This window comes from Cellulosimicrobium cellulans (genome assembly GCF_016907755.1).
Taxonomy (GTDB): Bacteria; Actinomycetota; Actinomycetes; order Actinomycetales; family Cellulomonadaceae; genus Cellulosimicrobium; species Cellulosimicrobium cellulans_D.
The window spans coordinates 3,466,382-3,487,341 of sequence record NZ_JAFBCN010000001.1; the positions used below are offsets into that span (position 1 = coordinate 3,466,382).

At 75.3% G+C, this 20,960-nt stretch carries 18 protein-coding genes; 6 read left to right on the forward strand and 12 right to left on the reverse strand.

What is annotated here, in order from left to right; genetic code table 11:
- The first annotated feature begins 137 nt into the window (after positions 1–137).
- The 4 genes from JOE63_RS15180 to cydC are packed head-to-tail and all read left to right on the forward strand — an operon-like array spanning position 138 to position 6,420.
- Entirely contained in the window at positions 138–1,652 is a 1,515-nt protein-coding gene (locus tag JOE63_RS15180) for a cytochrome ubiquinol oxidase subunit I (RefSeq protein ID WP_087469353.1), read from the forward strand.
- A gap of 39 nt (positions 1,653–1,691) precedes the next feature.
- Positions 1,692–2,804 carry a cytochrome d ubiquinol oxidase subunit II gene (cydB, locus tag JOE63_RS15185; RefSeq protein ID WP_204542441.1) on the forward strand — a complete coding sequence of 371 codons (1,113 nt, stop codon included), beginning with the start codon at positions 1,692–1,694 and terminating at the stop codon, positions 2,802–2,804.
- A complete protein-coding gene (gene cydD / locus JOE63_RS15190) occupies positions 2,801–4,582 on the forward strand; it encodes a thiol reductant ABC exporter subunit CydD (protein ID WP_087469355.1) in 1,782 nt (593 codons plus the stop codon). The genes cydB and cydD overlap by 4 nt, the downstream gene beginning before the upstream one ends.
- Complete coding sequence (cydC, locus tag JOE63_RS15195) at positions 4,579–6,420, forward strand: thiol reductant ABC exporter subunit CydC (RefSeq protein ID WP_204542442.1); 1,842 nt, start codon at positions 4,579–4,581, stop codon at positions 6,418–6,420. Before cydD ends, cydC begins: the two co-directional genes overlap by 4 nt.
- A gap of 8 nt (positions 6,421–6,428) precedes the next feature.
- Here the strand turns inward: cydC and JOE63_RS15200 are convergent, their stop codons facing one another.
- From JOE63_RS15200 to JOE63_RS15210, 3 genes are read right to left on the reverse strand one after another with little or no spacing between them, the layout of a single operon-like run.
- Positions 6,429–7,844, reverse strand: coding sequence for a dipeptidase (locus tag JOE63_RS15200; RefSeq protein ID WP_204542443.1), 1,416 nt, complete (start codon positions 7,842–7,844; stop codon positions 6,429–6,431).
- On the reverse strand, positions 7,841–8,374 hold the full coding sequence (locus JOE63_RS15205) for a hypothetical protein (protein ID WP_087469357.1): 534 nt from the start codon (positions 8,372–8,374) through the stop codon (positions 7,841–7,843). The genes JOE63_RS15200 and JOE63_RS15205 overlap by 4 nt, the downstream gene beginning before the upstream one ends.
- Positions 8,371–9,858 carry an APC family permease gene (locus JOE63_RS15210; protein ID WP_087469358.1) on the reverse strand — a complete coding sequence of 496 codons (1,488 nt, stop codon included), beginning with the start codon at positions 9,856–9,858 and terminating at the stop codon, positions 8,371–8,373. The genes JOE63_RS15205 and JOE63_RS15210 overlap by 4 nt, the downstream gene beginning before the upstream one ends.
- 208 nt (positions 9,859–10,066) lie before the next feature.
- On the opposite strand from JOE63_RS15210, the gene JOE63_RS15215 reads away from it, so the two are divergent.
- Positions 10,067–11,008, forward strand: a complete 942-nt coding sequence (locus tag JOE63_RS15215) for an NAD(P)-dependent oxidoreductase (protein ID WP_204542444.1) — start codon at positions 10,067–10,069, stop codon at positions 11,006–11,008.
- A 64-nt stretch (positions 11,009–11,072) separates the two neighbouring features.
- Here JOE63_RS15215 and mutM read toward each other — a convergent pair whose 3' ends face one another.
- From mutM to coaD, 6 genes are all read right to left on the reverse strand, one after another.
- Positions 11,073–12,026 (reverse strand): bifunctional DNA-formamidopyrimidine glycosylase/DNA-(apurinic or apyrimidinic site) lyase, encoded by a 954-nt coding sequence (mutM, locus tag JOE63_RS15220; protein ID WP_204542445.1) that lies wholly within the window; start codon positions 12,024–12,026, stop codon positions 11,073–11,075.
- Entirely contained in the window at positions 12,019–12,777 is a 759-nt protein-coding gene (rnc, locus tag JOE63_RS15225) for a ribonuclease III (RefSeq protein ID WP_204542446.1), read from the reverse strand. The genes mutM and rnc overlap by 8 nt, the downstream gene beginning before the upstream one ends.
- A gap of 5 nt (positions 12,778–12,782) precedes the next feature.
- Positions 12,783–12,977, reverse strand: coding sequence for a 50S ribosomal protein L32 (rpmF, locus tag JOE63_RS15230; protein WP_021482203.1), 195 nt, complete (start codon positions 12,975–12,977; stop codon positions 12,783–12,785).
- A gap of 2 nt (positions 12,978–12,979) precedes the next feature.
- The gene (locus JOE63_RS15235) at positions 12,980–13,537 is read right to left on the reverse strand and encodes a YceD family protein (protein WP_307840137.1); all 558 of its coding nucleotides are present in this window, start codon (positions 13,535–13,537) and stop codon (positions 12,980–12,982) included.
- A 227-nt stretch (positions 13,538–13,764) separates the two neighbouring features.
- Positions 13,765–14,349 (reverse strand): hypothetical protein, encoded by a 585-nt coding sequence (locus JOE63_RS15240; protein ID WP_307840138.1) that lies wholly within the window; start codon positions 14,347–14,349, stop codon positions 13,765–13,767.
- 23 nt (positions 14,350–14,372) lie between these two features.
- The gene (gene coaD, locus JOE63_RS15245) at positions 14,373–14,873 is read right to left on the reverse strand and encodes a pantetheine-phosphate adenylyltransferase (RefSeq protein ID WP_087472432.1); all 501 of its coding nucleotides are present in this window, start codon (positions 14,871–14,873) and stop codon (positions 14,373–14,375) included.
- A gap of 87 nt (positions 14,874–14,960) precedes the next feature.
- On the opposite strand from coaD, the gene JOE63_RS15250 reads away from it, so the two are divergent.
- The gene (locus tag JOE63_RS15250) at positions 14,961–15,704 is read left to right on the forward strand and encodes a GNAT family N-acetyltransferase (protein ID WP_204542448.1); all 744 of its coding nucleotides are present in this window, start codon (positions 14,961–14,963) and stop codon (positions 15,702–15,704) included.
- 110 nt (positions 15,705–15,814) lie between these two features.
- Here JOE63_RS15250 and rsmD read toward each other — a convergent pair whose 3' ends face one another.
- The 3 genes from rsmD to JOE63_RS15265 all read right to left on the reverse strand — a co-directional run bounded on the left by rsmD (position 15,815) and on the right by JOE63_RS15265 (position 20,716).
- Positions 15,815–16,447: a 16S rRNA (guanine(966)-N(2))-methyltransferase RsmD gene (rsmD, locus tag JOE63_RS15255; protein WP_204542450.1), complete on the reverse strand. Its 633-nt coding sequence runs from the start codon at positions 16,445–16,447 to the stop codon at positions 15,815–15,817.
- Between the two features lie 115 nt (positions 16,448–16,562).
- A complete protein-coding gene (locus JOE63_RS15260; RefSeq protein WP_087469364.1) occupies positions 16,563–18,821 on the reverse strand; it encodes an ATP-dependent DNA helicase RecG in 2,259 nt (752 codons plus the stop codon).
- The gene (locus tag JOE63_RS15265) at positions 18,818–20,716 is read right to left on the reverse strand and encodes a DAK2 domain-containing protein (RefSeq protein ID WP_167550991.1); all 1,899 of its coding nucleotides are present in this window, start codon (positions 20,714–20,716) and stop codon (positions 18,818–18,820) included. The genes JOE63_RS15260 and JOE63_RS15265 overlap by 4 nt, the downstream gene beginning before the upstream one ends.
- Between the last annotated feature and the right edge of the window lie 244 nt (positions 20,717–20,960).

Sequence of the window (20,960 nt, forward strand, 5' to 3'; positions counted from 1 at the left end):
CTCCCGCCCTGCTGATGGGGCAGATTGGGCCTACCGTCGGAGCATGGGCGGTCCTCCCCCGGACCGTCCTGACCGGCGCCGTAGCTCAGCACCTCCCCCTGAAGCCCGCCGACCCGTCGGCCCCCCGAGGAGCGCACGTGGAAGCCCTGGATCTCGCCCGGTGGCAGTTCGCCATCACGACCGTCTACCACTTCATCTTCGTCCCGTTGACCATCGGGCTGGCACCCCTCGTCGCGATCATGCAGACGGCCTGGGTCCGCACCGGCAACGAGCGGTGGCTGCGCCTGACCAAGTTCTTCGGCAAGCTCCTGCTCATCAACTTCGCGCTCGGCGTCGTGACGGGCATCGTGCAGGAGTTCCAGTTCGGCATGAACTGGAGCGAGTACTCGCGCTTCGTCGGCGACGTGTTCGGCGCGCCGCTCGCGATGGAGGCGCTCGCCGCGTTCTTCATCGAGTCGACGTTCCTCGGGCTGTGGATCTTCGGCTGGGACCGCCTCAACAAGAAGGTGCACCTCGCGTGCATCTGGGCCGTGGCGATCGCGACGAACCTCTCCGCGTTCTTCATCCTCGCCGCGAACTCGTGGATGCAGCACCCCGTGGGCGCGATCTTCAACCCCGAGACCGGGCGCGCCGAGATGAACGACATCGGCGCCGTCCTCACGAACAACACGCTGTGGGCCGCGTTCCCGCACCAGATCACGGCGACCTTCCTCACCGCGGGCACGTTCGTCACGGGCGTCGCCGCCTGGTGGATGGTCCGGCTCGTCCGCACCAGGAAGGCCGAGAACGTCGAGCTCGCGCGCGACGTCTACCGCCCGGCGATCACCCTCGGCGTCATCGCCATGCTGGTCGGCGGGATCGGCGTCGGCGTCTCCGGGGACATCCAGGGCAAGATCATGTACGAGCAGCAGCCCGGCAAGATGTCGTCCGCCGAGGCGCTCTGCCAGGGGCAGGAAGGTGCCGCGTTCTCCATCCTCACGATCGGCGACCTGTCGAACTCGTGCGAGAACGTCCAGCACCTCATCGAGATCCCGGGCCTCGCGTCGTACCTCGGCACCGGCCACTTCTCCGGGCCGGAGAGCTACCTGCCCGGCGTCGAGGACGTCCAGGAGCAGATGACCGAGCGCTACGGCGACGTCACCGCCTCCGGCGACCCCGTCACGTACACGCCGAACCTCGCGATGACCTACTGGTCCTTCCGCCTCATGATCGGCATGGCCGCCGGCTCCGTGCTCCTCGCGCTCATGGCGCTGTGGCTCACCCGCAAGGGCCGTGTCACCGACAACGTGTGGTTCGCGCGCGTCGGGCTCATCGCCATCCCCATGCCGTTCCTCGCGAACTCGTTCGGCTGGATCTTCACCGAGATGGGCCGCCAGCCGTGGGTCGTCGCCCCGAACCCCACGGGCATCGACCAGATCCGCCTGCTCACCGAGCGTGGCGTGTCCACCGTGGTGAGCCCCGGCGTCGTCCTGACGTCGATGATCGTCTTCACGCTCCTGTACGGCGCGCTCGCCGCGGTCTGGTTCACGCTCATGCGCCGCTACGCGATCGAGGGGGTACCGCTGGTGGTGCACGACGAGTCGCCCGAGGCGCAGGAGCCGCCCGACGACGGCACCGAGGCCGCAGACCGCCCGCTGTCCTTCGCGTACTGACGCGCCCGGACCCGTCCAGAATCTCAGGAGAACACCACCGTGGATCTCGCCGTCGTCTGGTTCGTGCTCATCGCGGTCCTGTGGACCGGCTACCTCGTGCTCGAGGGCTTCGACTTCGGGGTCGGCATGCTGCTGTCGATCCTCCCGCGCGGCGACAAGGAGCACCGCGAGAAGGAGCGCCGCGTCCTCATCAACACCATCGGCCCCGTCTGGGACGGGAACGAGGTCTGGCTGCTCACCGCGGGCGGTGCGACCTTCGCCGCCTTCCCCGAGTGGTACGCGACCCTCTTCTCCGGCTTCTACCTGCCGCTCCTGCTCATCCTCGTCGCGCTCATCGTGCGCGGCGTGGCGTTCGAGTACCGCGGCAAGATCCGCGACGAGGGCTGGGCGCGGCGCTGCGACGTCGCGATCCAGGTCGGGTCGTGGGTGCCCGCCGTGCTGTGGGGCGTCGCGTTCGCCAACCTCGTGCGCGGCGTGCAGCTCGACGCCGACCACCAGTTCGTGGGCGGCTTCTTCTCCCTCCTGTCCCCGTTCGCGCTCCTCGGCGGCCTGGTGACGCTGAGCCTGTTCCTGCTCCACGGTTCGGTGTTCGTCGCCCTGAAGACCGACGGCGAGATCCGCGCCCGGGCCCGGCAGCACGCCTCGGTCTTCGGTGTCGCGGCGCTCGTGCTCGCGGGCGGCTGGGCCGTGTGGGCCCAGGTCGCCTACTCCGTCCCGTGGACGTGGGCCGCCGTCGTGCTCGCGGCGGGCGGCCTCGTGGCGGCGCTCGTCGCCAACCGCCGGGGCGCCGAGGGCTGGGCGTTCATCGCCTCCGCGGTGACGATCGTCGCCGCCGTCGTGCTGATCTTCGGATCGATGTACCCCGACGTGATGCCCGCCGTCGACCCGGCGAACTCGCTGACGATCCACAACGCGTCGTCCACGGACTACACGCTGACCGTGATGACGTGGGTCGCGGTGATCCTCACCCCGCTCGTCATCGCCTACCAGTCGTGGACCTACTGGGTGTTCCGGCGCCGCCTGTCGACCAAGGACATCCCCGCGCCCGCCGGTCTCTCGCTCAAGAAGGTCCGCGAGGCGGCGTTCGGCGGGGCGTCGTCGGGCGGCTCGGCGGGCCGCGACCTCGGGGCCGGCGGGTCGGGAGACGCGTGAAGCCGCTCGACCCGCGGCTCCTGCGCCACGCGCGGGCCGCGCGAGGGTACGTCGTCCTGACGGCGGTGCTGGGGTTCGCCACGGCAGCCCTGGTCGTCGCCCAGGCGGTCGTCCTCGCGTCGGTCCTCGCGCCGGCGATCCAGGGGACGGCCGGCCTGGCCGACCTCGGGCCGCGGGTCGGGCTGCTCGCCGGGGTCGTCGCGGCCAGGGCCGCGACGTCCTGGGCGCAGGAGCGGTTCGCGCTGCGCGCCGCGACGCGCACGGTGGCCGAGCTGCGCGAGCAGGTCGTGACCCACGCGGTGGCCCTCGGGCCGCGCTGGCTCGCGACGGGGCGCGGCCCCGAGGTCGCGACGCTCGCGACCCGCGGGCTCGACGCGCTCGAGCCGTACATGGTGCGCTACCTGCCCCAGCTGCTGCTCGCCGCGACCGTCACGCCCGCGACGCTCGCCGTCGTCCTCGGGCTCGACTGGGTCTCCGCGGTGATCATCGCGGTGACCATCCCGCTCGTCCCGCTCTTCATGGTCCTCGTCGGGCGGCTCACCGCCGGGACGTCGGAGCGGCGACTCGTGGTCATGCAGCGGCTGGGGGCGCAGGTGCTCGACCTGCTCGCCGGGCTGCCGACCCTCCTCGCGTTCGGCCGCGCGCGCGGCCCGGAGCGGCGCGTGCGCGCGCTCGGCGAGGCCAACCGGCGCGCGACCATGGGCACGCTGCGCATCGCCTTCCTCTCCGGCATGGTCCTCGAGCTCCTCACGACGCTCTCCGTCGCGGTCGTCGCGGTGGGCGTCGGGCTGCGCCTCGTGCACGGCGGCATGGAGCTCGAGCCCGCGCTCGCGGTGCTCGTGCTCGCGCCCGAGGTCTACCTGCCGCTGCGCCAGGTCGGGCTGCACTTCCACGCGTCGACCGACGGCATCGCCGCGGCGGAGCAGGCGTTCGCGGTGCTCGACGAGGAGGCTCCTGAGCCCGGGACGACCCCCGCACCCGCGCTCGTCGGCACCACCCTGGCCCTGCACGGCGTGAGCGTCCGGGCGGGTGATCGTGCCGTGCTCGCGCCCGCCGACCTCGACCTCACGCTCCGGTTCGGCGGGTCGGGCCGCGTCGTCGCCCTCACCGGCCCGAGCGGGGCGGGCAAGACGACGTCCGCGCTCGTCCTCCTCGGCCTCGTCCGCCCCGACGGGGGCGCGGTCACCCTGACCGCTCCGGGTACCGGGCCGCTCGACCTCGCCGACGTCGACCCCGCGACGTTCTGGGCCCAGGTGGCCTGGCTGCCCCAGCGGCCCGTGCTCGCCCCGGGCCGGCTGCGCGACGTCGTCGCCGGCGGCCTGCCCGTGAGCGATGCCGACCTCGACCGCGCCGCCCGCACCGCGGGTCTGGACGGCGTGCTCGCGACGCTGCGCGGCGGCTGGGACACCGAGATCGGACGCGGCGGGGTCGGGCTCAGCGTGGGCCAGCGCCAACGCGTCGCGCTCGCCGCAGCCCTGCTCGGCGACCCCGCGCGCGTCCCGCTCGTCGTGCTGGACGAGCCGACGGCCCACCTCGACGCCCGCGGGGAGCAGGTCGTGCTCGACGCCGTGCGGGCCTTCCGCGACCAGGGCAGGACGGTCGTCGTCGTCGCGCACCGGGCCTCGCTCGTCCGCGCCGCGGACGACGTCGTCGAGGTCCGCTCGACACCGCTCGACGATCCCCCGGCTCCCGCGGACGGCGGGGCCGACGACGCGGCCGCGCTCGCCACCGCCGCACCCGCACCCGGACCCGCACCCGCCGAGAGGACGCACCGGTGACGGGGCCCCGTGACCGCCTCGCGAACGACCCGCTGTGGCGCGCCGTCGGGCTGCTCGACGTGCGCTGGCGCCGCGTCGTGTGGGCCGTCACGCTCGGCACGCTCTCGCTCGGGAGCGCCGTCGGCCTCGCCGCCGTGGCCGCCTGGCTCATCGCGCGCGCCTCGCAGATGCCGCCCGTCCTCACGCTCTCCGTCGCGGTCGTCGGCGTCCGCGCCTTCGGTATCTCGCGCGGAGTGTTCCGCTACCTCGAGCGCCTCGCCTCGCACGACGTCGCGCTGCGCGGCATGGCCGCCCTGCGCGCGAACCTCTACACCGCCCTCGCGGAGGGCTCGCCCGGCGCGCTCGTCGGGCTGCGCCGCGGCGACCTGCTCGCCCGGGTCGGGGCCGACGTCGACGCGGTGGGCGACGTCGTCGTGCGCGCGCTCGTCCCGGCCGGCGTGGCGCTCGCGATCTCCGTCGGCTCCGTCGTGCTCGTCGGGGCGTTCCTGCCCGCCGCGGGCGTCGCGCTCGCACTGTGCCTGCTCCTCGCCGCGGTCGTCGCGCCGTGGCTCTCGGCCCGCTCCGCGCGCGAGGTCGAGGCGCGCGGCGCCGCGACGCGGGCGGCGATGACCGCGACGACGCTCGAGATCCTCGAGCAGTCCGGCCCGCTCGCGGTCTCCGGTCGTCTCGACGCGCGCCTCGACGACCTGCGCGCGACGGACCGCGCGCTCGCACGCGTGACCGACGACGGCGCCCGGCCCGCCGGGGTGGCCGCCGGGATTGCCGCGCTCGCGGTCGGCCTCGCGGTGCTCGCGTCGCTCGTCCTCGGCATCCCGGCGGTGACGGCCGGGACGCTCGCGCCCGTGGAGCTGTCCGTCATCGTGCTCACTCCGCTCGCGGTGTTCGAGGCCGCGAACGCCCTGCCCGCCGCCGCCGTCCAGCTCCACCGCTCGCGCCAGGCGGCGGCGCGCGTCGTCGGGCTCCTCGACGGCTCCGCGAGGCGCGCCACCACGACCGCCCGCCCCGCGGACGCGTCCGTCCCCGGTCCGGCGGAGCCGTCGTCCACCGAGCAGGCGTCGCTCACGCTCGACGACGTCGCGGCGGGCTGGCCGGGCACGCCGCGCGTCGTCGTGGCGGGCGTGGACCTCGACCTCCGCCCCGGGCGTGCCGTCGCCGTCGTCGGGCCGTCCGGCGTCGGCAAGACGACGCTGCTCGCCACGGCCGCCGGGCTCGTCCCCGCGCTCGCGGGCCGGGTGGCGCTCGACGGTGCCGACGTCGGCGCGCTCCCCCGCGAGGACGCGGCGCGCGGCGTCGTGCTCGTCGCCGAGGACGGGCACGTCTTCGACACGACGGTGCTGGAGAACCTGCGCGTCGCGCGCGGCGACGTCACGGCTGAGGAGGCCGCGGCGGCGCTGCACGACGTCGGCCTGGACGCCTGGCTCGCCGCGCTGCCGGACGGCGTCGGGACGCTGCTCGGCCCGGACGCCACGACCGTGTCCGGGGGCGAGCGCCGTCGTCTGCTCGTCGCGCGCGCGCTGCTGTCGCCGGCACCGCTGCTGCTGCTCGACGAGCCGGCCGAGCACCTCGACGCGGCCGGCGCCGACGCGCTCGTGCGGCACCTCGTCGCGACGACCCGCGCACCGCGGGGCGCGTCGGCCGGGGGCGGCCGGCGCGGCGTCGTCCTCGCGACGCACCGGCTCAGCGCGCTGGAGGCGGTCGACGAGGTGCTGCTCCTCGGAGTGCCCGAGGGCACCGGAGACGGCCCGGCACGCGTCATCGCGCGCGGGACGCACGCCGACCTGCTCGGGCTCCCCGCCTACCGGTGGGCGCTCGACCAGGAGGCGCCCGCACCGCGGTAGTCCGCGCCTCAGCCCTCGCCGAGGCGCGCGAGGAACAGCGCCTCGCCGACCGCGAGGTTCTCGATCTCGCTCGGCGCGACCGACTCGTTGGGCGCGTGGATGAGGCACGCAGGCTCCTCGACGCCGAGCAGCACGATCTCCGCGCCCGGGTACTGCCCGGCGAGCACGTTGCACAGCGGGATCGACCCGCCCTGCCCCGCCGTGACCGTCTCGCGCCCGTACGCGTCCGCGAGCGCCGCCGTGAGCGTGTCGAAGACGTGCCCGCTCGTGCGGGCCGCGAACGGCTGCCCGACGGCGTCGCGCTCCACGCGCACCCGCACCCCCCACGGCGCGTGGGCCTTCAGGTGCGCGACCAGCTTGTCCTGCAGGTCCTGGGCGTCCGAGCCGGGAGGGACCCGCAGGTTGAGCCGCGCCGAGGCGCGGGGCTGGATCGCGGCGGCCGAGCCGACGACGCTCGGCGCGTCGATCCCGAGGATCGTCACCACCGGACGCGCCCAGAGCCGGTCGGCGACGCTGCCCGTCCCGACGAGCCGGACGCCGTCGAGCACGCCCGCGTCGTGGCGGAACTGGTCCTCGTCGTACGCGACGCCGTCCCACGTCCCATGCCCGACGGCGGCCGGCACGCCGTCGATGGTCGTGTCGCCGTTCTCGTCGCGCAGGCTCGCGAGGATCGCGACGAGAGCCGCGAGCGCGTCGGGGGCGGCGCCGCCGAACATGCCGGAGTGGATCTCGCCCTCGAGCGCCTCGACGTGCACGACGACGTTCGCCGCGCCGCGCAGCGTCACGGTGAGCGTCGGCAGGCCGAGCTCGGCGTTGCCCGTGTCCTGGATGAGCATCGCGTCGGCCGCGAGCGCCCCGGGGTTCGCCTCGACCCACCGGTCGAGGCCCCCCGTCCCCTGCTCCTCGGAGCCCTCGACGACGAGCCGGACCCCCACGGGGTAGTCCTCGCCGCCGAGCGCGCGCAGCGCCCGGAGCGCGGTGAGGTGCGTGACGATGTTCCCCTTGCAGTCGGCCGCGCCGCGGCCGTAGAGCCGGCCGTCGCGCTCGGTGAGCTCGAACGGCGGGGTCGTCCACGCGGCGTCGTCGAGGGGCGGCTGCACGTCGTAGTGCGCGTAGAGGAGCACCGTGGGCGCGCCGTCGGGGCCGGGGCGGTGCCCGAGCACGACCTGCGACCCGTCGGGCGTGACCTCGAGACGCGTGTCGATCCCCTCGGCGCGGAAGGCGTCGGCGACCCACTGCGCGGCGCGCTCGCACTCGGCGCGCGGGAAGAGGCGCTCGTCGGCGACGGACGGGATGGCGACGAGCGTGCGCAGGTCGTCGAGCGCGCGGGGCACGAGGCCCCGCACCGCGGCGCGCACCTCCTCGACGTGCCCGTCGCCGTGAGTGCCGGTCCGGTCCTCCGGCTGGTCGCTCGCCTGGTTCACGCGTCCTCCTCGGTCGGGGTGCCGTCGGCACCCTCGGTGGTGTCGCTGCCCGGCTCCGTCGTCCGGCCGGGGTCGAGGTCGAGCGAGTCGACGTAGGCGTCGAACTCGTCGAGCTGGTCCGGGCAGTACACCTCGATGACGAGGCGGTCGCCCTCGAGGCGGCGCTCGTCGAGCACGGACGGGCGCAGACCCGGTCCGGCCGCACCGTTCGCGGCGCCGAGGTTCGCCGTCGCCTCGACGAGCGCCGCCGGGTCGGTGCAGAACCCGCCGCCGTCGTCGCCGAGCACGTCGGCGATCGTCTCCTCGCTGAAGGCCGTGATCCCGATCTCGGCGAAGCGGTCGTGCAGCTCGGCCGCCTTCTGCTCGGCCTCGCGCGCGTCGCGGTTGGACCGCACGTTGTCGAAGACGATGAGCATGACCGCGCCGAGCGCGACCAGGAGCAGCGCGGCGGCGGTGTACGTCACCCACCGCTTGGACGAGGCCGGCTCGGGCTCGTGCACGGGGACGTGGTCGGGGCGCGTCGAGCTCATGCCGCCTCGCCCTCCCCCGCCTCGTCCGCCGCCGCGATGGCCGCGGCCTCCGGGTCCTTCCAGGACGGCTTGCGCAGCAGGTAGAACAGCGCCGGCACGAGCAGGCCGATGATGCCGAGGCCGCCGCCCACGATGAGCACGTACACCCCGACGTTCCCGCTCGAGAACTGGGCGGGCGGCACGAACCCGATGATCATCGCGGCCACCGACGCGCAGAACCCGACGACGCACAGGAGCGTGAGCGCCGGGGCGCGGTAGCCGCGCGGGTGGTCGGGTGCACGACGGCGCAGCCGCACGGCCGCGACGAACAGCAGCAGGTACATCACGAGGTACACCTGCGTCGTGATGACGGACAGGATCCAGTAGGCGCTCGACACGTCCGGGATGAACGCGTAGAGGAGCGCGATCCCGGTCGTGATGATGCCCTGCGTGACGAGGATGTTCTGCTGCACGCCGTGCTTGTTGAGGCGCTGGAGGAACGGCGGCAGGTAGCCCTCCTCGCGCGCGACGGTGAGCAGGCCCTTGGACGGTCCGGCGAGCCAGGTGAGCATCCCCCCGAGGGACGCCGCGATGAGCATGAGGCCGAGGATCGGCGTCAGCCAGCTCACGCCGAAGTTGGCGAAGAACGCGTCGAACGCCTGCATGACGCCCGCGGTGAGGCTGAGCTGGTCGGCCGGGATGACCCAGCTGATGGCGACGGCCGGGAGGATGAAGATGAGGAGCACGAGCCCGATCGCGAGGAACATCGACCGCGGGAACTCCGACGCGGGCTTGCGCAGGCTCGTCACGTGCACCGCGTTCATCTCCATGCCCGCGTAGGACAGGAAGTTGTTGACGATGAGCACGAGGGACGCGAGGCCCGTCCAGGCCGGCAGCAGGTGCTGCGCGTCCATCGGCGCGGCCGACGGGTTGCCCTGACCGAGGAACACGATGCCGAGCACGACGAGGATCGCGGCCGGGATGAGCGTGCCGATGATCAGGCCCCAGCTCGACAGCCCGGCGACCGTCTTGGTGCCCTGGGAGGAGAGCCACACGCCCGTCCAGAAGAGCACGACGATGACGATCGCCACGTACAGCCCGTTGCTCGCCAGGCTCGGGTTGATGACATACGCGAACGTGCTCGCGACGTACCCGAGCAGGCTCGGGTAGTAGAAGATCGTCATCGCGAACTGGCACCAGATCGCGAGGAAGCCGAGCGGCTTCGACACGCCGTCGGCGACCCACCGGTACACCCCGCCCGACCAGCCGGACGCGAGCTCGGCGGACACGAGCGACGTCGGCAGGAGGAACACGAGCGCGGGCACGACGTAGAGGAACACGGCCGCCAGGCCGTAGACCGCCATCGTCGGGGCCGCCCGCAAGCTCGCGACCGACGACGTGATCATGAACGCGAGCGTGAGCCACGTGATGTAGTTCTTCGGCGTCCGTGCCGTGATCGCCGCGCGCACCTCAGCGTGCGTCGGCGCGCCCGTGGACGAGCCCATCCCCACCCCCGAAGCCGTGACCCCGCGGGGCCGACCGGGACGGCGCGCGGAGGGCGCGTCGTCGGAACACCGCGAACATATCGCCGGGAGCGACGTCGCGCCTGCGGAAGCGCAGGTGGGAGGGCCGAGCGGGCGGTGATACGTTCGCGAGGCGGCCCGTCCCGCACCGGGCAGGCCGCGACCTCGACGGACCACCCCGGGAGCAGCGTTGAAGATCCTCGTGCCCAGCACCATCGCCCTCGACGTGCACGCCGGGCCGGGCGACGCCGTCGTCCGCTACGACGCCGCCGCGCCGTTCCGTCCCGAGGACGCCGACGCCGAGGTCCTCGTGACGTGGGCGAACACCCCCGCGAACCTCGCGGACGCTGCCGCGCGGCTCACGCGCCTGCGCTGGGTCCAGACGCTCGCAGCGGGCCCGGACGCGGTGCTGGCCGCCGGGTTCGGGCCCGAGGTGACGGTCACGTCGGGCCGGTCGCTGCACGACGGCCCCGTCGCCGAGCACGCGCTCGCCCTCGTCCTCGCGGCGGTACGGCGGCTCGACGTCCTCGGGGCGGCGCAGCGCGAGCGCCGCTGGGACACCGCCGTGAACCGGGCGCAGGCCGACCCCGCGACCGCCGCGCGGTACACGCTCGACGGCGCGCGCGTGACGATCTGGGGGTTCGGCTCGATCGCGGCGCGGCTCGCCCCGCTGCTCGCCGCCCTGGGCGCCGACGTGACCGGCGTCGCGAGCGCGCGCGGCGAACGCCACGGGTTCCCTGTCGTGACCGACGACGACCTGCCGGACGTCCTCGCGACGACCGACGTCCTCGTCTCCCTGCTGCCCGCCCTCGACGCGACGCGGCACGCGTTCGACGCGGTCCGGATCGACCAGCTCCCCGACCACGCGGTCTTCGTCAACGTCGGCCGCGGTGCCACGGTCGACGAGGACGCGCTCGTCGCGGCGTTGCGCGACGGCCGCCTCGGCGGCGCCGCGCTCGACGTCACGGAGACCGAGCCCCTGCCGGAGACGTCACCCCTGTGGGACGCGCCCCGCCTGATCCTCACCCCGCACGTCGCGGGCAACCGCCCCCAGCGCGCCTCGGACCTCGTGAACGCCAACCTCGACGCGCTCCGCACGGGCCGCGAGCTCCGCAACGTCGTCCCCCGCTGACCCTGCGACGACGGCGAGACGAACGGAGAGCCGACGCCGGGGCGGCGGTGGGCGGACCGACGAACTACCAGCGGCCGTTGCGGGGGCGCGGCTGGCAGCGCGGGCACGTGTAGGACGAGCGGTTCATGAACTCGTCGCGGCGCACCGGCGTGCCGCAGCGCGGGCACGGCTCGCCCTCCTGCCCGTACACCGCGAGCGAGCGCGAGAAGTAGCCGGACTGCCCGTTGACGTTGACGTAGAGCGCGTCGAAGCTCGTGCCGCCCTGCGCGAGCGCCTCCGTCATCACCTCGGCGGCGGCGTCGAGCAGGCGGTGCGCCTCCGGGCGGCGCAGCGTGTCCGTGGCGCGCGCGAAGTGCAGGCGGGCGCGCCACAACGCCTCGTCGGCGTAGATGTTGCCCACCCCGGACACGACCGTCTGGTCGAGCAGCGCGCGCTTCACGCCGGTCCGACGACGGCGGATCGCGTCCACGACGTCGTCGCGCCGCAGGGCGGGGTCGAGGAGGTCGCGACCGATGTGCGCGACCGGGCCGGGCACCGCGGCGAGGTCGGAGCCGAGGCCGCCCGGGGCGCCGTCGGGCGTGGGCACGAGGTCCTGGACGGACAGGTGCCCGAACGTGCGCTGGTCGACGAAGTCGAGCGCGAGCGCGCCCGCCGGGCCGGCGCCGTCGGGCTCGAGCACGAGGCGCACGCGCAGGTGCGGCGACCGCTCCCCGAGGCCGGGCCCCGAGCGCACCAGGAGCTGGCCCGACATCCCGAGATGGGCCAGCAGCGCGGCCGCGGGGCCGTCGTCGGGCCCACCCGTCGGCCCGCCGGGCACGAGCGGGAGCCAGAGGAACTTGCCGCGGCGCACGGCGGCGTCGAGCCGCTGGCCGAGGAGCTGGTCCCGGAAGTCGGCCGGGCCGCCGTCGTGGCGCCGCACGCTGTAGTCGCGCAGCACCTCGACGTCGACGACCCGCGAGCCCAGCACGTGGCGGTCGAGGCCGTCGCGGACGGTCTCGACCTCGGGCAGCTCAGGCACCGGCGTCCTCGGCCGCCTCCACCGTCGTGGTCGCACGCTCGTCGGACGGCTCCGGCTCCGCGCGCTCGGTCGCCAGGGCACGGTAGGCGCGCTCGGCGGCCTCCTGCTCGGCGTACTTCTTCGCGGTGCCGCTGCCGGTCCCGTAGAGCCGGCCGTCGAGGTGCACGTACGAGGTGAAGACGCGCGCGTGGTCCGGCCCGACGGCGTCGCTCGAGTAGGAGGGCGCGCTCAGCCCCGCGGCCGCGGCCGCCTCCTGGAGCGACGTCTTCCAGTCGAGCCCGGCGCCGAGCCCCGCGGCGGCCGCCAGCGTCGGCTCGACGAGCCGGAGCACGAGGCCCCGTGCGGGCTCGAGCCCGTGGCTCAGGTAGACCGCGCCGATGATCGCCTCGACCGTGTCCGACAGGATCGAGTCCTTGTCGTTGCCGCGCGTGCGGATCTCGCCCTTGCCGAGCAGCACGTACTGCCCCAGGCCGAGCCGGCGCGCGATCGCGGCGAGCGACTTCTGGGAGACGGTCGCCGCCCGCATCTTGGCGAGCTCGCCCTCGGACAGGTCGGGGTGGCGGCGGTAGAGGGTCTCCGTGACGACGAGGCCCAGGACGGTGTCACCGAGGAACTCGAGACGCTCGTTCGTGGGGATGCCGCCGTTCTCGTGCGCGAACGACCGGTGCGTGAGCGCAAGCACGAGAAGCTCGGGGTCCAGATGGACCCCGAGCTTCTCGAGAAGACCGGATGCCGGTGCAGCCGGTGCCACGCGCCTCAGCCTGCGTGCTCGGTGCGCAGCGCCTCGGCGTACTGGCGGCCCTTGTAGGTACCGCACGTCGGGCACGCCGCGTGCGACAGCTTGTCGCCCTTGCACTGCGGGCAGGTGGTGAGGTTCGCGGCGGTCGTCTTCCACTGCGAACGACGCGCACGGGTGTTGCTGCGCGACATCTTGCGCTTCGGAACAGCCACGGCTAGCTCTCTTTCGTCTCGTCGGACACGTTCGAGGTGTCGAACATGCTCTCCAGCGCCGACCAACGAGGGTCGGCAAGGTCGTGCGTGTGCCCCGGGTCGTCCGCCAGACGCGCCCCGCACTCGGAGCACAGCCCCGGGCAGTCCGCTCGGCACACCGGACTGAATGGTAGTGCAGTGACGACCGAATCCCGTAGCGCGGGCTCGATGTCCGCGAGGTCGCCGTCGAGGTCGTACACGTCCTCGGCGTCCTCCAGGTCGTCTCCCGACTCCTGGGCGGCCTTCGCCCGCTCCGGGTAGGCGAACAGCTCGCCGAGCTCGACCGTGACGTCCTCGTGGACCGTGTCGAGGCAGCGCACGCACTCCCCGACCGCGTGCCCCGTCACCGTCCCGGAGACCAGCACACCCTCCATCACGGCCTCGAGGCGCAGGTCGAGCTCGAGCTCGCTGCCCTCGGGGATGCCGATGACCGCGGTACCGAGGTCGGCGGGCGCGGGGACGGTCGCGACGACCGTCCGCATGCTCCCGGGTCGCCGACCGAGCTCGTGCGTGTCGAGCACGAGCGGCGACGTCTTCTCGGCGGTGATGGCGCGCTCCAGGATCGGAGGCCGCGGGCGTGGGGGCCCGCGGACGGATGGTCAACGATGGTCGGGGGCCGACGGCCGCTCGACGGCGACTGCCAGGCACAGGCCGACGCGTGATGCGTCGAGCCAAAGATCGATCCTACGTCACGTGACGGCTCGACCGCCACCTGCCGCGGCGTGCCGCTCCCGGACCGGTGCGGGCGTCAGCGGCCGGCCCGGTCGCCTGTGCGCTCGCGCATCGTCGCCGGGAACGGCGACTCCTCCGGCTCGCCGACACGGCCCCCGAGGCGGTCCGCGAGCTTCGCCCGCCCGCCCTGGACCTGCGCGAGCAGCTTGCCGAGGTCGACCTCGAAGTCCGCGAGCCTGCGGTCGCAGTAGTCGTCCGCGTCACGCCTGAGCACCGCCGCGGCCTCGTCGGCCTCGTCGACGATCTCGCGGGCCCGCGATTCCGCCTGGACCACGACCTGCTCCGCCTGCACGAGCTCGATCGCCCGCGCCCGCGCCGTCGTGAGGATCTCCTCCGCCTGCCGGTGCGCATCCTCGAGCACCGCGTCCGCCTGGGCGAGCACCTCGTCCGCGTGCGCGAGCTGCTCGGGCAGCGCGCCGCGCAGCTCGTCCAGGAGCGCGACGGCGTCGCCCTTGTGCACCAGCACCGACGACGACATGGGCATCGCGCGCGCCGTCTCCACGAGGTGCGTCAGGTCGTCGAGGATCGCGTTCAGCCCGACCTGCGCCTCCTCCGTCGCGCGGTCCTCGTGCGGCACCCGCCGGTCCTGCTGCTCGCTCACGTACCCGGTCCTTCCCGTCGTGCTCACCTGCTGCTCCCCTGCACCCGTGCCAGCGCCGCACGGACGGCGTCGCCCACCCCCGGCGGGACGAGGTCGTCCACCGGCCCCCCGTACCGCGCGATGTCCTTCACGAGCGACGACGCGACGTGCAGGAGCGCGGCGTCGCCCGCGACGAACACGGTCTCGACGCCGGCCAGGTGCCGGTTCATGAGCGCCATCGGCAGCTCCGCGTCGAAGTCCGCGCCACCGCGCAGTCCCTTGACCACGGCGCCCGCCCCGGTCTCGCGGCAGAAGTCCACCAGGAGCCCCGGCACGACCTCGACGCGCACCCCGGCCAGCCCGGCGTCCTCGACGGCCGCGCGGGCCAGCGCGACGCGCTCGTCGACGCTCAGCAGCGCCGACTTCGACGCGTTCCGTGCGACGCCGACGACGACCTCGTCGAAGAGCGCGCGGGCGCGTCGGACGATGTCGAGGTGGCCCAGGGTGATCGGGTCGAACGACCCGGGACAGACGGCTGTGGTCACCTCGTCACGGTAGTACACGGCGTCGCGCGGACGGCGGCGGCGCGGCCGGGCGGGCGCGGATCTCCGTCGCGCGCGACGATGGTCGGCGTGACCGCCCCGGAGGAACCCGTCGTCGTCCCGCTCACCACGCCCGAGCTGGTGCGCTCGCTCCACCACGACGTGCTCGCGCCGTCGTTCCCGCCCGCCGAGCTCGTGGACGTCGACGAGCTCCTCGACGACCACGCGACCGGGCGCCTGCGCAGCCTCGGCGTGGTGGAGGACGGGCGCGTCGTCGCCGGCGTCGTCGGCGAGTGGTTCCCCGACGCGCGCGTCCTCCTCGTCCTCTACCTCGCGATCGCGCCCGGCCGGCGCGGCGGCGGGGTCGGCGGCCGGCTCGTCGCCGCGGCGCTCGCCGACTGGCGCACGCTCGACCCGCTCCTCGTCGTCGGGGAGGTCGAGCACCCGGCCCACCACGCCGGCAGCGAGGCGCACGGCGACCCCGTCGCCCGGCTGCGCTTCTACGCGCGGCTCGGCGCGCGCGTCCTCGCGCTCCCCTACTTCCAGCCCGGCGACGGCCCCGGCGGCGAGCGCGTCCCGGCGCTCCTCCTCGTGTCGTTCCCGCTGGGCCCGGGCACGCCCGACGACGTCCCGGCAGCGCCCCTGCGTGCCTTCCTCGCGGAGAACCTCCGCGCGAGCGAGGGCGCGCTGGCCGACGACGCCGCGACCCAGCGCCTGCTCGACGCCGCGTCCGGGGACCGCGTCGCGCTCGTCGACCCGGCCGACCCCGCAGCCCTCGCGACCGTCCCCGTCGGCCTCCTCTCCCCCGACGAGACCTCCGCGCCCCTGACCTGACGGCAGCGTCTGCCGCGACCGCCGTTCCGCGCCGGGGACGGGCGACGACCGCACGCTCGGCCGGAGCGAGGGGTCCATCCCGCCGGGGCGAGCTCCTTCGGCGCGTGGGTCTACGTCTCGTCGGGGAGCTCGGGGCCGACGAAGTACACCGTCGTCTCGCCGTAGTCCTTGCGCGCGACGACCTCCCAGCCCGACGGCCAGGCCGGCTCGGGGGTGCGGGTCGAGCGCTCGACGACGACGACGGCGGCCGGGTCGAGGACACCAGGCACCGCGAGGTGGGCGAGCACGCGCTCGAGGGCCTCTGCGGTGACGTCGTACGGCGGGTCGACGAGCACGAGGTGGTACGGGCCACGGGACGCGCGACCGGTCGGCTTCCCGTCCGCCCCGCCGACCGCCGCCCGCTGCGCCGCGTCCGCGGCCACGCCGGCGACGAACGTCTCGGCGGGTTGCGCGACGACGTGCACGTTCGACAGGCCGAGGGTCGCGACGTTGCGCCGGGCGACGTCGGCGGCGACCCGGGCGGAGTCGACGAGCGTCACGTCGGCGGCGCCGCGGCTCGCGGCCTCCAGTCCGAGCGCGCCCGAGCCGGCGTAGAGGTCGAGGACGTGCGCGTCGACGACGACACCGAGGTGCTCGAGCCGGGAGAAGATCGCCTCGCGGACGCGCTCGCTCGTCGGCCGCGTCCCGCGGGGCGGGACCTGCAGGGTGCGCCCACCGACTGTTCCCGCCACGATCCTCGTCACGCGCCCACCCTACGCACGGGTCGCGGCGCGCGACGCACGCGGCACCTCCGTCGCGACGCGCCCGGCCGCGGCGCGACCGGACCGCGACCCGGGCGGAGGCGGTCGCTCTCCCCCGTCACGCTCGTTCGAGGAACTCCTCGCGCTCGGGGTCGAGCTGGTCGCGGATCGCGGCGGCGAGCACGGGGTGGTCGGTCAGGTCGGGGTCCTCCGCCACGACGGCGGCCGCGTCGGTGCGCGCGGTCGCGATGACGTCGGCATCCTTGACGACGCGCAGGAGCCGTAGGGAGCTCGCACGCCCCGACTGCGCGGCGCCGAGGACGTCCCCCTCGCTGCGCAGCTCGAGGTCGACGGTCGCGAGCTCGAACCCGTCGGTGGTGCGCGCGAGGGTCTCGACGCGGGTCGCGGCGGGCGTGCCGGGCTGCGCGGTCGAGACGAGCAGGCACAGCCCGGCCGCGGAGCCGCGGCCGACGCGCCCGCGGAGCTGGTGGAGCTGGGAGATCCCGAACCGGTCCGCGTCGAGCACGACCATCGCCGTCGCCTCGGGGACGTCGACGCCGACCTCGACGACGGTCGTCGAGACGAGGACCTGGACGGCGCCGGACGCGAAGTCGGCCATCACGGCGTCCTTGTCCGCCGGGGCCATCTGCCCGTGCAGCACCCCGACGTCGAGCCCCGCGAGCCGCGGGTGGCCGCGCAGCTCCTCGGCGACCTCGAGCACGGCCCGCAGGGGCGCGCGGTCCGAGGCGTCCGGGGCGTCGGGATCGAGGAGGAAGTCGGGCACCTCGTCGAAGTCGTCGGTCCCCGTGGGCGGCCCCTCCGCGTCCGGCTCGTCCGGATGGATGCGCGCGCACACCACGTACGCGCGGTGCCCGGCGTCGACCTCCTCGCGCACGCGCGCCCAGGTGCGCTCCATCCAGGCCTCGTTGCCGGCGGGCACGACGTGGGTCGTGATGCCCGCGCGTCCGGCCGGGATCTCCGTGAGCGACGACGTCTCGAGGTCGCCGAACACGGTCATCGCGACGGTCCGCGGGATGGGGGTCGCGGTCATGACGAGCAGGTGCGGGGCCGTGCGGGCCTTGGCACGCAGGGCGTCGCGCTGCTCGACCCCGAACCGGTGCTGCTCGTCCACGACGACGAGGCCGAGGTCGGCGAACTGCACGTTCTCGGACAGCAGCGCGTGCGTGCCGACGACGATCCCCGCCGCCCCGCTCGCAGCGTCCAGCAGGGCCTCCTTGCGGGCGGCGGCGCCGAGCGACCCCGTGAGGAGCGCCACACGCGTCCCGTGCTCGGCGCCCCCGAGGAACCCGCCCTCCGCGAGCGGCCCGAGCAGCGCGCGCAGGGTGCGCGCGTGCTGCGCGGCGAGCACCTCGGTCGGGGCCAGGAGCGCCGCCTGCCCGCCGGCGTCGATCACCTGGAGCATGGCGCGCAGCGCGACGACCGTCTTCCCAGAGCCCACCTCGCCCTGCAGGAGCCGCTGCATGGGCCGCGCGAGCGCGAGGTCCGCCGCGATCTCCGCCCCGACCTCACGCTGGCCCGTCGTCAGCGTGAACGGGAGGGCGGCGTCGAAGTCGGCGAGGATGCTCGGCTCCCCCGGTCCGCGGGGAGGGCGGGCCGTCGCCGGCTCGGCCGCGGCGCGGGCGCGGCGTTGGGCGAGCGCCGCCTGCAGGACGAACGCCTCCTCGTACCGCAGCCGGTCGCGGCCCCGCCGCCACTGCTTCTCGTCGTAGGGCTCGTGCACGTCGCGCAGCGCCTCGAGCCGCGTCCCGAGCCCGTGCCGCTCGCGGACGGCGTCCGGCAGCGGGTCCGGGACGTCCTCCTCGCGGAGCGGGTCGAGCACGGTGCGCACCGCGGGCTGGATCTTCCAGCTCGGGATGCTCGCGCTCGCGGGGTAGATGGGGATGGGCCGGCTCGCCTCGAGCACGGCGCTCTCCGCGTCCTCGGCGTCGTCGTCGACCCCGATGATCTTGTAGTCGGGGTGCGTGAGCTGCCGCGTGCCGCGGTACAGCCCGACCACCCCCGTGAAGAGCCCGTGCCGTCCCGGGGCGAGCCGCTGCTCGTGGTAGCGCAGGACGTTCGGGCTCTTGGCGAAGAACGTGAGCGAGAGCTGCTGCGGGCCGTCGGTCACGACCGCCTCGAGGATCGCGCCCGCACGGTTGCGCATGCGCCGGACGGTCGCGCTGCGGACCTGCGCGACGATCGTCACGTGCTCGCCGAGCGCGAGGCCCCCGAGGTCCGTGAGGCGCCCCGGGTCCCCGTAGCGTCGGGGGTAGTGGCGCAAGAGGTCCCCGACGGTCTCGAGGCCCAGCTTCGCCAGCGGGCCCGCGCTGCGCGTGCCGACCGCGCGGGTCAGCGGCTCGGACAGGCGGTCGCTCATCGCTCGGCCTCCACGGTGTCCTCCCTGTCGTCGCCCTCGGCCTCCGGCCCCTCGACGGCGACCGTCACCACACCGCCGTCGCGCCCCGAGCGCAGGAGCACGACCTCGGCGCCGCCCTCGGTAGCGTGCGCCGCGAGCGCGTCGAGGGCCACGGCCGGCACGTCGTCGTCGGCGAGCACCGTGACGAGCGCGCCGAGGGGCGCCAGGAGCGGTCGGAGCAGGTCCGTCAGCCGCTGCACCAGCTCCGACGCGGGCACCCCCGTGGCGCCGAGACGGGCCCACCGGACGGCGGCGAGCGCCGAGCGGGCCGCGTCGAGCCGCTGCGCGGCAGCGGGCTCCACGAGCTGGGCGGCGGCGAGCGCCACCGCGACGTGCACGTCGGTCGACGCGGGCAGCACCTCGAGCGTCTCGACCCCGTCGTCGCGCAGGGTCGCGCGCAGGGCTGCGACGTCGTCCTCGGCGAGGTCCGCACCGGGCAGGAGCGCGACGTGCGTCGCGCGGGCGTCGACCGCGACACGGCGCAGGGCGGTCAGGTCGAGCGGGCCGGGGCCCTCCCGCAGCAGCACGACGGCGCCCGCCCGGGCGAGGTCCGCGACGAGCCCGGGCGCCGCCGTCACCGCGACCAGCCCCGGGCCGCCCGCCGCCGCGGGTGCGCCCGCCTCGGCGTCGTGCGGCCCGTCGGCAGCGGTGTCCAGGACGTGGCCCTGCTCGTGGCGCCCCGGGAGGTGCCGGACCCGCACCTGGCGCAGCACCACGTCGTCCCCCGCCGTGGGCGTCGGGTCCTCCGTGCGGTCGTCCCGCGCGGACCGCACGGTCGCGAGCGCGGCACGCCCGACGGCGACCGCGGCCATCGGGTCGTCGGTGTGGACGTGCGCCTGCCAGAGGCCCGAGCCGTGGTCCCCCGGACCGCCCACCACGACGACGGAGTCGCCGATCCGCGCGAGCTCCGCACGCAGGGGCTCGGCGGGGTCCGCGACGGGCCCGCCCGCGGGGTGCGCCGGGCCGCCCACCGGGACGTCGACCACGTACATCACCTCGAACTCGCCCCCCTCGTGGTCGGCCTGCGGTCCGGCGCCCGCCGCCCCGGGCGAGCCCGGCACCGGCACCATGCCGGCCATCATGCCGAGCACCTCCGACACGCCCGCCCCCGCGGACCGGGCGTCGTCGTGCCCGCCGAGCGCGCGGACCGGGACGGTGCCGGAGGCCGCGGCGTCGTCCCCCGGTGCGGACCCCGGGGCGCGGGCGTCGAGCGCCGCGACGAGCGCGCCGAGGACGAGCACCAGGCCGAGGGCTCCGGCGTCCAGGACCTGCGCCCGGGCGAGCACGTCGAGCTCGCCGGTGCTGCGCAGCGCCGCGGCCCGCGCCCCGTCCCGGGCCGCGGCCGCGACGACCGCGGGCGAGGAGGCGCCGGGACCCTCCGTCGCGGCCCCGGCCGCGCGGGCGGCGGCGTCGGCCGCCGTGAGGATCGTGCCGGGCGCGGGGCGGGCCACCGCTCCGCGGGCGGTGCGGGCGGCGTGGTCGAGGCCGGTCGCGAGCGCGGCACCGGTCACGGTCCGGTGCTCGGCGAGCGCGAGCGCGAGCCCGCGGAGGTACTCGCTGAGGATGACGCCCGAGTTGCCGCGCGCACCGACGAGGGCGCCTCGGGCCAGGCGCACAAGCAGGTCGCCGGCGCCGCCCGCCGTGCCCTCGTCGGCCGCTCCCGCCGCGTCGCCGGCAGGCAGCGCGCGGACCGCGTCGAGGAGCGTGAGGTACATGTTGGTGCCCGTGTCCGCGTCCGCGACGGGGAAGACGTTCACGCGGTCGAGCGACTCGCGCGCGGCGGCGAGCGCGCGGACGCCACCGTGGCCCCACGCGACGACGGCGACGGCGTCGACCACGTCGGCTCCGGGGCTCACGTCGGTCCGGCTCCTCGCACTCGGGGGCGACCGGGCCGGTCGGCCGGGCGGTCGGACGGCACCGCGGGCCGTCGGGACCACGGTAGTCAACCGCGCGCGCCGCCGGGGCGCGCGGTGGGCCATGCTGGCCGTCCGAGAGTGTGACGAGCGCCCGGTTTGAGCTCGGGCCCTCGGATCGGCTACCCTGACGAGGTTGCCCGGGTGCTTCGCGCGCCCTCGACACCGTCGAGGAGCCGCCGAGGAA

Coding starts and splice junctions, on each gene's coding strand:
- JOE63_RS15205 (WP_087469357.1), bottom strand. CDS start 8,374: ATGAGCTCGACGCGCCCCGACCACGTCCCCGTGCACGAGCCCGAGCCG.
- JOE63_RS15210 (WP_087469358.1), bottom strand. CDS start 9,858: ATGGGCTCGTCCACGGGCGCGCCGACGCACGCTGAGGTGCGCGCGGCG.
- JOE63_RS15260 (WP_087469364.1), bottom strand. CDS start 18,821: ATGAGCGACCGCCTGTCCGAGCCGCTGACCCGCGCGGTCGGCACGCGC.